Source organism: Streptomyces sp. NPDC034099 (assembly GCF_055575415.1).
This window is the reverse complement of sequence record NZ_JBVISR010000011.1, coordinates 51,633-65,026: the sequence shown is the minus strand read 5'-3', so window position 1 is coordinate 65,026 and position 13,394 is coordinate 51,633. Positions and strand designations below refer to the sequence as shown.

The window sequence follows — 13,394 nt, the reverse complement described above, 5'->3', positions numbered from 1 at the left end:
CCCGGGCGCGGTGCCGGCGGCGAGCGGGACGCCCACCGCGCCTCAGAACGGCAGCGGCCACCCGTGCACCACGTCCAGCCGGGACACCGCGCGGGTGAGCACCACGTACAGCCGGTGCAGGCCCCGCCCGCCGGGTCCCTCCGCCGCCGCGATCGCCGCCGGTTCGACGGCGACGACGTGGTCGTACTCCAGGCCCTTGACCACGCTCGCCGGTACGACGGCCACCCGGGCGCCCAGCGCCTCGGGCCCCGCCGCCGGGATGCCGGCCGCGTCGAGGGCCGCCCGCAGTCCGGGCACGTCCGGGTCGGCGGCGACGACGCCGACCGAGCCCTCCCGGGTGAGCGCGTGCCGTACGGCGTCCACGACCGTCTCCGGCACGGCGCCCGGCGCGCACTCGCGCAGCCTCAGCTCGCCGTCGCCGCGCAGCGAACGGGCCGGGGGCACGTCCACGCCGAGCCGCTCCAGCAGCCGGTTGGTGAGGCCCACGACCTTCTTCGGCACCCGGAATCCGGTGGTCAGCGGCACCACGGCCGCGTCCGGGCGGCCCAGGTGGACGAGGACGGTCCGCCAGGAGCGCGCGGCCCACGGCGTGGTCCCCTGGGCGAGGTCGCCGAGGACGGTGAGCGAACCGAAGGCGGAGCGGCGGGCGATGGCCCGGCACTCCATCGGGGAGAGGTCCTGGGCCTCGTCGACGACGATGTGGCCGTAGCCCTCGGGGTGTTCGAGGAGACCGGCGACCTCGTCGAGCAGGACCAGGTCGGCGGCGGACCAGCGCGCCGACTTCCACGACCGCGGCGCCCGCCCCGTCCACAGCAGCGCCCGCTGCTCGTCGTCGTCCAGCACACCGTCGGCCGCCCTCGCCAGCTCGCCCGGGTCGCCGAGCAGTGGCGCGAGGACCTCCTCCGGGCGCACCCGGGGCCATACGGCGTCCAGGGCCGCGCCGACCGGCCGGGCCCGTTCGACGCGGCGCAGCCAGGCGTTGGTCCGCGGTCCGGCGCGCCGCTCGGCCCGCTCCTGGAGGTACCGCACGATCCGGGCCCTGACCCGCTCGCGTCCGACGGTGTACGGCGGCTGCTCCCGGCGCACGTCCGCGACGATGCGGGCCAGCGCCTCGGCCGGGACGCGCCAGCGGTAGGAGCCGTCCGGTACGGCGAGGTCGCCCGCGGCGCCCGGGTCCACGCGCGCGTACAGGGCGCGGCGCAGCACCTCGGCCGCCCGGGCGTCGTGCTTGAGCGCGGCGGCCCGCACGTCGTCGGTACGGGTGACGGGGTGCCGGGCGATCTCCCGCGCGAGCGTGGACTGCCGTACGCCGCTCTCGCCGAGGGCGGGGAGCACCTCGGCGATGTAGGAGAGGAAGGTCGGGTTGGGGCCGAGGATCAGCAGTCCGCCCCGCTGGACGCGCCGCGGGTGGGTGTAGAGCAGGTAGGCGGCGCGGTGCAGGCCGACGGCGGTCTTGCCGGTGCCCGGGGCGCCCTGGACGCAGACGGTGGTGCCCAGGCCGGCGCGGACCAGGTCGTCCTGGTCGGGCTGGATGGTGGCGGCGATGTCCCGCATGGGCCCGACGCGGGGCCGTTCGATCTCCCGCGCGACGATGGCGCTGGCCCGGGACTCGCCCCGGCCGAGGTGCTCGTCCTCCATGCCGGTGAGGTCCGCCCGGTCGCCGCGGCTGCCCGGCGCCCATCCGAAGCGGCGACGGACGGCCACGCCTCGGGGGTCGCCCGCGGTGGCCTGGTAGAAGGCGCGGGAGACGGGGGCGCGCCAGTCGACGACGAGGGGCGGGGCGGCCGGGTGCTCGGTGATCCGCAGCCGCCCGATGTGCAGCGCCCGCCCGCTCTCCTCCCCCTCGGCGAAGTCGAGCCGTCCGAAGAACAGCGGGCCCTCGGGCAGTTCGCGCATCTCCTTGGCCCGGCTGCGCAGCCGGTACCCGAGGACCTCGGCGTCGGCACCGGAGGCGGAGACGTCCTCGCCGGTGACGACGTGTTCCTGGGCACCCTCGACCATCGCGGCGAGGACGGTCCGGCAGCGGTCGTGGTGGGCGCGCTCGCGGTCGAGGGCGCGCTGGAGGGCGGTGTCGGTCGACGTCATTCCGGCAAGCCTACCCGAACAGCGTTACCGAGTTACATTATTTACCCAGTCAGCGAAGAGTGTCCGTGCGGTCGCTCACGGCGTCACGGCCGCGGCGACCGTTCCCGGCGCACCCGGTACCGGTAGCGCAGCGGCGACTCCCCCACTCCGTCGTCCCGGCAGCCGCCGCGCGAACCCCGCCCTCCCCGCGTACCGCGCCATGAAGCGCGCGGTGCCGGTCGACGGCGCCTGAGCGGGACGGCGGGACCGAACCGGTCGGACCGACGGGAGCCGGTCACCCCGTCGACGGCCCGGCCGCCCCTCGCAGCCCGGCCGCCAGCCCGGCGAACGCCCGCTCCGCCGCCGCCACCGCGTCGCCCCGCACGTCCTCCACCCGTTCCCCGCCGGCGATCCGCCGCCAGTTCTCCAGCGCGAGGATCCGCTGTACGGCGATGATCTGCCCGGCCGCCAGCCTGGCCTCCAGGTCACCGCCGAGGGCCTCGGCGAGCGCGGCCTCGGACCGCTCCAGCTGGGTGTGCATCCGGGCGACCAGGGCGGGGGTGCCGTAGAGCAGCCGGTGGAAGGCGAGGACGGCGGGGTGGTCGTTGAGCCCGGTCACCGGGTCGCACCGCTCAAGGCCCGCCAGGAAGTGCCGCCGCAGCGCGTCGATCGGCTCGGGCCCCTGCCCGGCCACCCGGGCGGCCTCGTCCTCGTGGTCGGCGATGCGGTAGAGGACCAGATCCTCCTTGGCGGGGAAGTACCGGAAGAGCGTCGGCTTGGAGACCTCGGCCGCGGCCGCCACCTCCGCGACGGACACCGCGTCGAAGCCCTTCTCCAGGAAGAGTGCGACGGCGGTGTCCGAGAGGGTCCGGAACATCCGCTGCTTCTTGCGCTCGCGCAGACCGGGGGCGTTCATGGGGCGAGCCTAGGCGGTTTCCGGCGGGGGCCCCTCGTCCGCGTGGGCGCGGCCCCACCGCACGAGGGCGGCGCCGATCGTCGCCGCGTCGGGCACCGGCTCGAGCCCGAGGGGCGGTGCGGCGTCGGCCAGGATGCCGTGCAGCCTGGCGGCCGCGAGCCGGACGCCGGGACCGGGCGACCGGGCCTGCCGCCCCAGCGAGACGGCTTCGCGGATGACGTCGGTGAAGACGGACTGGGCCCGCTTGTAGCCGACGATCCGTTCCAGGTCCTGCCGCCAGCCGTACGAGCCGCCGGGGCGCACGGCCTCGACCGTGCGGCGCCACGCCTCCGCCATCCGGCGGCGCTGCGGGGACGGGTAGCGCATCAGGTGCAGGTGGGTGGCCAGGTCGTAGAGCGGGTCGCCGACCATCGCCAGTTCCCAGTCGATGGTCCACAGCCGCCGGTCCGCGTCCACGACGAGGTTCTCGCGGTGCAGGTCGGCGTGGAGCAGGCAGAACGGCCGCTCCCGGAGCCCGGCGACGTGCTTGCGCAGCCGCTTGAAGGCGTCGTCGTCCAGCCCGAGCGCCGCGAAGAGGGAGCCGAAGCGCGGCAGGTTCTCCGCGTAGACGCGCTGCTCGGTGAAGCAGACGAGCCGTTCCATGAAGCCGTCCGTGTCGCCGTCCGGCGGCCGGTCCTCGGTCCGGCACCGCCGGGCCACCGGGAGGGTCCGCGACGTCACGGCCGCCATCTCTCCGAAGAGCCGCAGGATCTGCCGCGTGAACCGGTCGGGCACCGTCCGGCCGGCCCCGTACAGCGATCCGAGGGTCCGGCCCTCGACGAACCGCTGGAGGGGCGGCAGCCCGTCGAGCTCGAAGACGTCGGGTACGTCGGTGATCCGGCCCTGGAGGGCACACAGCAGCTGCTCCTCCGACACGAAGCACCGCCGGTCGAACCAGAGCAGGTTGCTCCGCGGCTCCCGGCACTTCCAGCGGGCCGTGCCCGCGGCACCCGCCGCGCCGGGCAGCGGTACCACGTACGTCTCGTGGTGGTAGCCGCGCAGCGGACCCTCGACCGTGCTTTCGTCACCGCTCACCTGGACGGCACGGAGCCGGGCGGGGGAGGCCGATTCAGGCGACATCTACCGTTTTCTCTCGCCTTGGACCCTTGCGGAGGTGCAGGAGTGGGAAAACGGTACTCCTGTTGCCCCCGCCGTCCCCGCCGAACCCCGTCGAACGCCGCCGCGCCGTCCCACCACCCGGCGAAGGCGGGAGCACGTGTGCGACGCCGGGGCCCGGTCAGGTGCGGGTCGGTCCCGCCGCCTCCCACAGCAGCCGCAGCACCGGCTCCAGGGAGTGCACGACCGTTTCCGCGCCCGCGTCCTGGAGGATCTTCGCCTTCCGCTCGTTGTGGCCGTAGCCCAGGAAGGGCACGCCGGCCCGGCGGGCGGCGGTCAGGTCGGAGGTGGTGTCACCGACCATCAGGGCCTGCGCGGGGGCGACGCCCATCACGTTGAGGGCGCGGTTGAGGCAGTACGGGTCGGGCTTGAGCAGATGCAATTCCTGGGTGCGGCCGTAGATGTGGGGGGCGAAGCAGTCCAGCAGCCCGCGGGTGGCCAGGTACTCGCTCACCACGCGCGGCGAGTTGTTGGTCGTGATCGCGAGGCCCACGTCCAGCGCCGACCAGGTGCGGATCAGCGGGTCCGCGTACGCGGTGGGCCACGCGGTGGCCACGGCGCGCAGCTCCTCCCGGGTCAGCCGTTCCTCGAAGTCGGCGACCAGGTCGCTGCGGTGGCGCCTGCGGTTGACCGCGCCCAGCAGGACGTGCGGGTCCGGGTGGACCTGCTCCTCCTGGGTGAGCAGCTCCTTGAGGCCCAGCCCCTCCAGCCAGTCCACCAGTTCACCCGCCACCCGGTCGGCCGAGTAGCCCGCGAACAGTCTGCAGATGGGGCCGTCGAAGTCCCACAGGACGACGCGGGCGCCCACGACCAGGTCCCGCAGACTCTCGGACCGCTCGGTCTGTCCGGACTGCTCGGCCCGCCCGGTCCGCCCGCTCACCGGTTCCGTCTGATCCGTATCGGAAGTCACTAGGAGAGTGTCATGTCCGTGGTGATGGTTTCCCAGAGGGCGTCGAACCACTTCTGGGATTCCTCCACGAACACCGACTCCCGGTGACCGCTCCGCTTCAGGAAGGAGAACAGCAGCGACTGCGAGCCGAGCGCGTCGTACATCTCCAGCGTCCGGCTCTCGTACTCCTCCTCGCGCCGGGTCACCATGTAGTAACCGAACAGGGCTTCCTCGCCGTTGAGCAGGTAGAGCTTGGTCGTCGGGGTGAACGGCAGGGCGCGGAAGGCGATGCGCACGTCGACGCGGTGGGTGGAGCGCACGGCGTGCAGGTTGTGCCGCAGGACCCGGGCCTGGGCGTTGCGCATCTGGAGCCAGCGCTGGTGGACCGGGTCGTCCTCCTCGTCCTCGATCAGGACGGGGAAGGCGAGTGCGATGTCCCGGGAGGGCATCAGCACCCGGAAGTCGATCGACTCGGGGTGGATGCGGCCCTCGTGGATCAGGCGGAGCGGCTCGCTGAGGGCCAGCATCAGCGTCTCCGAGGTGTGGCAGACGACGTCGACCCGCACGCGCGGTGCCGCGAACGCCTCCGCCAGGCGCGGCCCCAGGGCCACCATCGTCGGCTGCGGCTCGGTCCGCGGCGTGGCGGGCTCGGCGATGCGGGGCGGGCTGCCCTTGCTGACGTTGGTGAGCAGGCCGTCCTCCTGGAGCGCGCGCAGGGCCTGGCGGACGGTGCCGCGCTCCACGCCGAACTCCTCGGCCAGCTCGGCCTGGGTGGGCAGGCGGTCGCCCGCCTTGAGGTCTCCCCCGCGGATCCGCTCCCGCAGGACCTCGGCGATCTCCTGGGACGAGAGCCTTCTGCTGCCGTTCACGGACACGTTCTCCTGAGTCACGACCAAACGCTACAACTTCGACCTACCTACAGGGAGTTGTTTGAAACTTGTTTATAGGTAGTAGCCAAGTGGGGACAACATAGGCAGAGTTGGTTGCCAACTTCGCATGGTTGGCGAAAGTTCACCTTCCCGAACGTCGTGCTCATCGAACTTCCCGAAGGGGGGAAGGCCATGCCCGTCCTCACCCTGGTCTCCGCGGTCTTCGTCATCGCCTTCGAGCAGATCGTCCAGTGGAAGTACGGTGCCACCGGCATCGTCGGCCTGCTCCTGCTCACCATAGGCATCAAGGCCAAGAGCCCCTCCGTCAGCTCCGCCGGAGCGGTGCTGCTGGCCCTCCTGGTCGCGGGTCCCGCACTGTGACCGGGGCGGTCAGGGCGTGAGCTGAAGCTCCGAACTGATCGTCCCCCACAGCGCGTCGAACCACAGCCGGGACTGCTTCACGAACACGCCGTCGCGCAGGCCACCGCCCTGTTCGAAGGCGAACAGCGTCGAGCGGATGCCCTCCGCGTCGTACATCTCCAGCCGCTCGTGGTCGATCTCCTGCTCGCGCCGGCTGAGGGTGTAGTACGCGAAGAGGGCCTCGCTGCCGTTGAGCACGTACAGCTTCATCGGCGGCGTGAAGGGCAGCGCGCGGAAGGAGACGCGCACGTCGATGCCGTGCGTGGCGCGCAGGCTCAGCAGGTTGTGCTGGAGCACCTGCCCCTGGGCGTTGCGCATCGCCAGCCACCGCCGGTGCACCGGCCCGCCCGCCGCGCCGCCGGAGACCGCCACCGGGAAGGCGAGGTCGATGTCGCTGCTCGGCAGCAGGACCCGGACGTCGACCTTGGCCGGTTTCAATCGCCCCGCGTGGATCTGGCTCAGCGGCTCGCCGAGGGCGAGGGTGAGGGAGACGGAGGTCAGGCACAGCGCGTCGATCTCGACGTGTTCGGCGGCGAAGGCCGCCGCGATCCGGGAGGCGAGCGCCACGGTGGTGGGCATCGGCCGCGCCTCCGGGCCGGCCTGGGGGCCGTACAGGTCGGGCGCGACGGTCGCGGGGCTCCCCTTGGACACATTGGTGAGCAGACGTTCCGACTGGAGGATGCGCAGGGCCTGGCGGACGGCGCCGCGTTCCACACCGAACTCCTCGGCCAACTGGGCCTGCGTGGGCATGCGCTGGCCCGGCCGCAGCCGACCGGACCTGATCCGGGCGCGCAGCTCGTCGGCCACCTCACGATGGGTTGGCTGTGGCCGCTGCGGTCTCTTCCGCCCGTTGACGGGGGCGCGTTCCGGCTCCACGACCAAACCCTACAACTTCTCGCCATCTTTTGGCAGTTCGCGGAAAGGTGGTTATGAGACGCTTCCAAGCGGAGATAAGTACAGTGAAGTTGGCAGCCAACTTGAGCAACGTGGTCGAGCCTCACGGGGGTTGGCCACCACGGTGACAGGGGGACCACCATGCCGCTCATCGCCATCGTCGTCGCGGCTCTGGCCATCGGGTTCGAGCAGCTCGTGCAATGGAGGTACGGGCCGATGGGCATCATCGCGTTCGTCGCGCTCTCCATCGGCATCAAGGCGAAGAACACCATGATCGGCGGTGTGGGCGCGGTGATCCTCGTGATGCTGCTCGCCCAGTCCGGCTGAACCGACGTACTGACGGCCGGGCCCCCTTCCGGAGGGGAGCCGGGAGCCCGGCCGGTCGGTAGGCACCACGCACAACAACCACAACCACAACTGAAGAGCACACGCGCTACGGATGCGCAGGTCCACCGTCACCGGCGGAAGGGAGTCACCTCAGAACATGTCCGGGCACCAAGGCCGCCTGGACGTACGCAGCAGGGCGTCGACCACACGGGCGGCGCCCGCTCGTTCTTCCCGCACCCGGCCGAGCGCCGCCAGCCGTACGGCCGAGGCGTCACCCAGCCACAGCGCCCCCAGCTCCGCCACGTCGAGCACGAGGTGGGCGCTCTCGGTGGTCGGCGCGCAGGACGCCCCGTCCGGGCCCGCCTCCAGCCGCCACCGCCCTCCGGTGAGTCCTCCCCGGTCCACCACGTCGAGCACCACCGACCCCCGGCCCTCGTACGTCCGCGCCGTGAGCGCCTCGGCGACGTCCAGGATCCGCACCCACAGCCAGTCGGCCTGCGTGGTGATGCGGGCCGCGCGCGGGTCCGGCAGGAGGCCGGGGAGCAGGTCGTCCGGGGAGCGCCAGCCGCTCTTCACCGTCTGGACCCAGTCGATCGAGCACAGGTAGTGCCACAGCGCGCGCTCGGCGGCCGGGGTCACGGCGAGCAGCCAGTCGACGGTCGCCGTGTTCAGCGGCTGCTTGGCGTCGCCCCAGCGGTCGTCGGTGCGGTACGAGGCCATGCCCTCGACCGCGCCGTCCGCCGCGCGGTACACGGCGTAGCAGGGCTCGGTCCACGGTGAGCCGTTCCAGTCGACGACGCCGGTCCGGTACTGCCACCACAGGTCGGTCCGGCTGACCGCGCCCGGCTGGGCCCGGCGCAGCCGCTCGTGCAGCTCGGGCCCGAGCTTGCGCACCTCCTCGCCCTCCACCAGGTCGATCCGCCCGCCGTCCTCCGGGGCGGCCCAGCGCGGGTCGAGACCGGCGCGCGGGACATCCACCGTCCACTCGGTCATGGTGGTGGCAGGACCGAAGCCGTACCGGCCGTAGATCCGGTACTCGGCCGCGATGAGCGTCGCGACGACGTCCCCGCGTTCCTTCGCCGCGGCCAGGTCCTGCGCCATCATCCGGGTGAGCAGGCCGCGGCGGCGGTGGGTCGCGGTGACGGTGACGTTGGAGATCGCGTCGGCCCGCACGGGGGCGCCTCCGACCGCGGTGACCTCCTGGTCGAAGGACCGGAAGGTGGCGACACAGCGCCCCCCGTCGAAGGCGCCCAGCGACCGGCCCGGCACGAACTCGTCGCGGCGGGCCTCCAGCTGCTCCGCGGCCACGGCGGGCGGCCGCAGGAAACCCGTGTTCAGGGCCCGGTTCCAGTCGGGGAACTCGGCCTCGGTGATGGGACGTACGTCTGTCTCGGTACGGCGGCTCATACGCTCACGGTAGGCCGACGCCCCCACCTGCGTCGCGGGGATTAACGGGGCCGTGGACGTCAGAAGGACGCCCGGATCTCCCCCACCTCCCGGCCGCCGCCCAGCAGGGGCGAGTGGCCGATGCGGTCGACGACGGGGCCCTGGACGCCCAGCAGCGACAGGGCGCGGGACAGCACCGGGCCCAGGGCCCGGGTCGCGCCGTCCTCGATCTTGAAGGCGAGGGCACGGCCGTCGGGCAGGGCCACCGCCTGGACGGCCTCCGCCCCCATCTTGGAGAGCGTGCCGGGCACCTCGCGCATCAGCCAGGTGTCCGCGCGGCGGCTGCCGGCGACGTACTCGGGGTGGGCGCGCATCGCGTCGGCGACCCGGCGCTCGGCCGAACCGGGCTCGGCGCCGACGAAGGAGCGGAAGGCGCGGGCCAGCCCGACCAGGCTGATCGCCATCAGCGGCGCCCCGCACCCATCGGTGCCGACCGCGGCGACCGGCTCGCCCGCCGCGTCCTCCACCACCTTGTGGATGATCCGCTGGAGCGGGTGCTCCGGGTCGAGGTAGGTCTCCAGCGGCCAGCCCTGCTGCGCGCAGACCGCCAGCATCGCGGTGTGCTTGCCGGAGCAGTTCATGGTGACGCGGTCCGGCACGGCGCCCGACGCCAGGTATGTGTCCCGCTCCTCGGCGTCCAGCGGCAGGTCGGGCGGGCACTGGAGCAGCGCCGGGTCCAGGCCGTACTCGTCCAGCATCTTGCGGACCAGATCCCGGTGAAACGGTTCTCCGGAGTGGCTCGCGGCGGCCAGCGCCAGCCGCTCCCCCGCGAGGTCGAGACCGGCCCGCAGGACGCCCGCCGCCTGCATCGGCTTGTTGGAGGAGCGGGGGAAGACCGGCGCCGTCACCTCGCCCAGCGCCAGCTCCACCGCCCCGTCGGCGCCCAGCACCACCAGGCTGCCCCGGTGCCGCCCCTCGACGAAGCCGGACCGCACGACCTCGGCGAGGACGGGCGGCACGACGGGCGACAGGGCGGACGTGGGCGCGGACTGGTTCGTGTGCGACGGGTGCGTCGGCTGGGGCGCGGGCATCGGCGGTGGCCTTCCGGAACGGGCGACCCCCCGCGGCGACGGCCCGGGATCACCGGGCCCGGAGGCGGCGCGGATGGCCGCCCCCCGTGTCACACGAGCAGGTCGTCGACTTGTGCTTCCCCCTCACGGTACCGGCGTGCGATCTCCGCGCCGCAGCCGTCCGCCGTGCGCTGGAGCCGCTGCCGCCGCCGGGAGACCTGCTGCTCGTAGCGCACGAGCCGCCCCATGCCCGCGGTCAGCTCGACGTCGGTGCGGGCCGTCAGGTCGGACAGCTCCACCTCGCCCAGCATCTCCGCGGCCAGCCGCCGGCACTCCTCGCTGCGCGGGGTGCCCAGCGTCACGTGCCGGGCGGAGGAACGCTGGCGGGCCGGTGCATCGGCGAGGATCTCCGACAGCCGCTCCACCACCGACCCGGTCGCCGCCGTGACCACGGACGACGACGAGGCCGGCCCGCGCCCCGCCAGCTCCGCGCGCAGGATGTCGATACGGCCCTGCAGCAGCCGCCGTACGTAGCTGAGGTCGGCCTCCTCGCGCTGGGCGTCCCGGCGCAGCGTGCGCAGCTCCGGCAGGCTCAGCGCGGCCAGGTCCCGCTCCGGCGGGCCGGCCGGCAGCTCCGGGCTGTCCGTGCGCTGCACGGGCGGCCGGGGCGCCTCCGGACCACTCGGGCCGCCCGGACCGCCCCGGCCGCTCGGAGATGTCAACGCGGCAGTCCCGAACGACCGCCCCGTACTCGGTGTGCTCATGTGCCTCAACCGTCCCCTCGCCCGGCGCCTGGGAGCATCGTGCCACCCCAAGTGGCCGCTATGTGACCGAGTGCCCCCGATCGGACCCGATCGGCCCCAGATGGGGGGTTCGCAGCGAAAAGAAACCCCCTACGGCCCCGCCCCCCGGCACCCTGGGGGCGCACGGCATCATGACGGGATGCGTGCAGTGGTGCAGAGGGTGGACGGCGCGAGCGTCGTCGTGGACGGCGAGACCGTGGGCGCGATCGACGGCGAGGGCCTGTGCGTCCTGGTCGGCGTCACCCACGACGACACCGAGGAGAAGGCGGCGCAGCTGGCCCGCAAGCTCTGGTCGGTGCGGATCCTGCACGACGAGAAGTCGTGCAGTGACCTCGACGCCCCGCTGCTGGTGATCAGCCAGTTCACTCTTTACGGCGACGCCCGCAAGGGCCGCCGCCCCACCTGGAACGCCGCCGCGCCCGGCGACCTCGCCGAACCGCTGGTCGACGAGGTCGTCGCCCGGCTGCGCGCGCTGGGCGCGACCGTGGCGACGGGACGTTTCGGCGCGCAGATGCGGGTGTCGCTGACGAACGACGGCCCGTTCACGGTCCTCGTCGAGGTCTGAGGCGGCCCTACGGCTCGACGACGGTCTCCTGCGCGGCCGCCGTCTCCTCGGCCATCAGCCGGGCGTCCACCGGCACGTTCCGCTTCACCAGGGCGAGGGCGACCGGGCCCAGCTCGTGGTGGCGCGCGGACGTGGTGACGAACCCGATCTTCCGGCCGTCGGGGCCGTCGTCCGCGAGGCGGATCTCCGCCCCGTTCGGCGGCAGGTGGACCTCGCTGCCGTCCAGGTGCAGGAAGACCAGCCGGCGCGGCGGCTTGCCGAGGTTCTGCACCCGGGCGACGGTCTCCTGCCCGCGGTAGCAGCCCTTCTGGAGGTGCACGGCGGTACCGATCCAGCCCAGCTCGTGCGGGATGGTCCGGTGGTCGGTCTCGAAGCCGAGGCGGGGGCGGTGCTGCTCGACCCGCAGCGCCTCGTGGGCGAGGATCCCGGCCGCGGGCCCGGCCTGGGCGGCGAACGCCTCCAGCTCCTCCCTCGGCAGGAAGAGATCACGCCCGTACGGCGTCTCGCGTACAGCCACGGAGTCGGGGGCCTGGGCGATCGACCCGGCCGGCAGGTGCACGACGGCGGTGTCGGCGGTGCGGTCGGCGACCTCGACCCGGTAGAAGAACTTCATCGACTCCAGGTAGGCGATGAGCGCCTCCTGGCTGCCGGGCTCGACGTGGGCCCAGACGGTCGCGCCGTCGTCGACGAGGTACAGGGCGTGCTCGATGTGGCCGTTCGCGGAGAGGATCAGCGCCTCGGTGGCCTGGCCGGCCGGCAGGTCGCTGACGTGCTGGGTGAGCAGCAGGTGCAGCCAGCTCAGCCGGTCGTCGCCCGTGACGGTGACGACACCGCGGTGGGAGAGGTCGACGAAGCCGGAGCCGTCGGCGAGGGCACGCTGCTCGCGGAACAGGTCGCCGTAGTGGGCGGCGACGCCTTCGTCCACCCCCTCGGCGGGAACGGCGCCGGGCAGGGACAGCAGGGGGCTCTTCATACGCCCAGCCTACGACTCGCCTACGACTCGGTAGTTGAACCCTTCAGGGAACAGCTCTCGCACCGGCCGAAGATCGCGAAGTGCTTCATGTCGGTGTCGAAGCCGAACTGCTCGCGCAGCTTGGCGGTGAAGTCGGCGGCCACCGACAGGTCGGCCTCGATCACGTTGGTGCAGTCCCGGCAGACCAGGTGGATGTGGTGGTGCCGGTCGGCCAGGTGATAGGTGGGCGCACCGTGCCCGAGGTGGGCGTGGCTGACCAGCCCTAGCTCCTCCAGCAGCTCCAGCGTGCGGTACACGGTGGAGATGTTGACCCCCGACGCCGTCTTCCTCACTTCGCCGAGGATGTCGTCGGGGGTCGCGTGCTCCAGGGTGTCCACGGCTTCGAGCACCAGCTGCCGCTGGGGGGTCAGCCGGTAGCCACGCTGCCTGAGGTCGCTCTTCCAGTCGGTGCTCACCACACCACGAGTCTAGGACTACTTGAAGAAAGCGATCCCGTCGTCCGGCATGTCGTCCGGCAGGGCCTTGGCCCAGCGCTCGACGTCCTCCGGGGTGACGACCTTCTTCAGGTGCGCCGACATGTAGGGGCGCAGCTCGACCTCGGGGGTCTGCTTCTCGCCGACCCACATCAGGTCGCTCTTGACGTAGCCGTACAGCCGCTTGCCGCCGGTGTAGGGGCGGGAGGCCGCGGTGCGGGCCACCGCGTCCGTGACCAGGTCGATCTGGGGCTTCTGGTCGGCCAGCTCGCCGTACCAGATCTCGATGACGCCGTCGTCGCGGGTCATCGTGACCTCGACCTTGCGGTTCGCGTCGATGCGCCAGAAGCCGTGCTCGGACTCCAGGGGACGGACCTTGTTGCCGTCGTTGTCCAGCACCCAGGTGTGCGACTGGTACTCCAGGAAGTCCCGGCCGTCGTGGGTGAAGGAGACTTCCTGGCCGAAGTTGCACTTCTCGGCACCGGGGAAGTCGTGCACGCCCGCGCCGGCCCAGTCGCCCAGCAGGAAGACGAGCGGGACGAGGTCCTTGTGCAGGTCGGACGGGATCTCGATCATGAGCGGTACTTCCT

Annotated in this window: 15 protein-coding genes; 3 read left to right on the top strand and 12 right to left on the bottom strand. The window is 72.8% G+C overall.

Features of this window, described 5'->3' with window-relative positions:
• Nucleotides 1-42: 42 nt before the first annotated feature.
• The 5 genes from ACZ56V_RS28530 to ACZ56V_RS28510 form a co-directional block, all read right to left on the bottom strand.
• Nucleotides 43-2,085: a HelD family protein gene (locus ACZ56V_RS28530; RefSeq protein WP_468946174.1), complete on the bottom strand. Its 2,043-nt coding sequence runs from the start codon at nucleotides 2,083-2,085 to the stop codon at nucleotides 43-45.
• Nucleotides 2,086-2,359: 274 nt separating this feature from the next.
• On the bottom strand, nucleotides 2,360-2,980 hold the full coding sequence (locus tag ACZ56V_RS28525) for a TetR/AcrR family transcriptional regulator (protein ID WP_398914385.1): 621 nt from the start codon (nucleotides 2,978-2,980) through the stop codon (nucleotides 2,360-2,362).
• A gap of 9 nt (nucleotides 2,981-2,989) precedes the next feature.
• Nucleotides 2,990-4,099, bottom strand: coding sequence for a phosphotransferase (locus tag ACZ56V_RS28520; RefSeq protein ID WP_398914383.1), 1,110 nt, complete (start codon nucleotides 4,097-4,099; stop codon nucleotides 2,990-2,992).
• 157 nt (nucleotides 4,100-4,256) lie between these two features.
• Nucleotides 4,257-5,096, bottom strand: a complete 840-nt coding sequence (locus ACZ56V_RS28515; protein ID WP_468946170.1) for an HAD family hydrolase — start codon at nucleotides 5,094-5,096, stop codon at nucleotides 4,257-4,259.
• Nucleotides 5,045-5,920 carry a winged helix-turn-helix domain-containing protein gene (locus tag ACZ56V_RS28510; protein WP_467379456.1) on the bottom strand — a complete coding sequence of 292 codons (876 nt, stop codon included), beginning with the start codon at nucleotides 5,918-5,920 and terminating at the stop codon, nucleotides 5,045-5,047. Before ACZ56V_RS28510 ends, ACZ56V_RS28515 begins: the two co-directional genes overlap by 52 nt.
• Before the next feature lie 165 nt (nucleotides 5,921-6,085).
• Between ACZ56V_RS28510 and ACZ56V_RS28505 the strand changes: the two genes are divergently transcribed.
• Nucleotides 6,086-6,274: a hypothetical protein gene (locus tag ACZ56V_RS28505; RefSeq protein ID WP_087808600.1), complete on the top strand. Its 189-nt coding sequence runs from the start codon at nucleotides 6,086-6,088 to the stop codon at nucleotides 6,272-6,274.
• Nucleotides 6,275-6,283: 9 nt separating this feature from the next.
• On the opposite strand, the gene ACZ56V_RS28500 is transcribed toward ACZ56V_RS28505, so the two are convergent.
• Nucleotides 6,284-7,195, bottom strand: a complete 912-nt coding sequence (locus tag ACZ56V_RS28500) for a winged helix-turn-helix domain-containing protein (RefSeq protein WP_398914377.1) — start codon at nucleotides 7,193-7,195, stop codon at nucleotides 6,284-6,286.
• 153 nt (nucleotides 7,196-7,348) lie between these two features.
• Between ACZ56V_RS28500 and ACZ56V_RS28495 the strand changes: the two genes are divergently transcribed.
• Nucleotides 7,349-7,534, top strand: coding sequence for a hypothetical protein (locus tag ACZ56V_RS28495; protein WP_104635636.1), 186 nt, complete (start codon nucleotides 7,349-7,351; stop codon nucleotides 7,532-7,534).
• Between the two features lie 150 nt (nucleotides 7,535-7,684).
• On the opposite strand, the gene ACZ56V_RS28490 is transcribed toward ACZ56V_RS28495, so the two are convergent.
• The 3 genes from ACZ56V_RS28490 to ACZ56V_RS28480 all read right to left on the bottom strand — a co-directional run bounded on the left by ACZ56V_RS28490 (nucleotide 7,685) and on the right by ACZ56V_RS28480 (nucleotide 10,754).
• Nucleotides 7,685-8,941 carry a GNAT family N-acetyltransferase gene (locus tag ACZ56V_RS28490; RefSeq protein ID WP_468946164.1) on the bottom strand — a complete coding sequence of 419 codons (1,257 nt, stop codon included), beginning with the start codon at nucleotides 8,939-8,941 and terminating at the stop codon, nucleotides 7,685-7,687.
• Between the two features lie 59 nt (nucleotides 8,942-9,000).
• A complete protein-coding gene (locus ACZ56V_RS28485; RefSeq protein ID WP_467379455.1) occupies nucleotides 9,001-10,011 on the bottom strand; it encodes an asparaginase in 1,011 nt (336 codons plus the stop codon).
• Nucleotides 10,012-10,100: 89 nt separating this feature from the next.
• Nucleotides 10,101-10,754 (bottom strand): RsiG family protein, encoded by a 654-nt coding sequence (locus ACZ56V_RS28480; RefSeq protein WP_356364862.1) that lies wholly within the window; start codon nucleotides 10,752-10,754, stop codon nucleotides 10,101-10,103.
• Nucleotides 10,755-10,932: 178 nt separating this feature from the next.
• Between ACZ56V_RS28480 and dtd the strand changes: the two genes are divergently transcribed.
• Complete coding sequence (gene dtd / locus ACZ56V_RS28475; protein WP_104635640.1) at nucleotides 10,933-11,358, top strand: D-aminoacyl-tRNA deacylase; 426 nt, start codon at nucleotides 10,933-10,935, stop codon at nucleotides 11,356-11,358.
• Between the two features lie 7 nt (nucleotides 11,359-11,365).
• Here the strand turns inward: dtd and ygfZ are convergent, their stop codons facing one another.
• From ygfZ to ACZ56V_RS28460, 3 genes are read right to left on the bottom strand one after another with little or no spacing between them, the layout of a single operon-like run.
• Entirely contained in the window at nucleotides 11,366-12,331 is a 966-nt protein-coding gene (gene ygfZ / locus ACZ56V_RS28470) for a CAF17-like 4Fe-4S cluster assembly/insertion protein YgfZ (protein WP_398914371.1), read from the bottom strand.
• Between the two features lie 20 nt (nucleotides 12,332-12,351).
• Entirely contained in the window at nucleotides 12,352-12,789 is a 438-nt protein-coding gene (locus ACZ56V_RS28465) for a Fur family transcriptional regulator (RefSeq protein ID WP_052842947.1), read from the bottom strand.
• Between the two features lie 15 nt (nucleotides 12,790-12,804).
• Entirely contained in the window at nucleotides 12,805-13,380 is a 576-nt protein-coding gene (locus ACZ56V_RS28460; RefSeq protein ID WP_087808593.1) for a heme-binding beta-barrel domain-containing protein, read from the bottom strand.
• Nucleotides 13,381-13,394 lie beyond the last annotated feature (14 nt).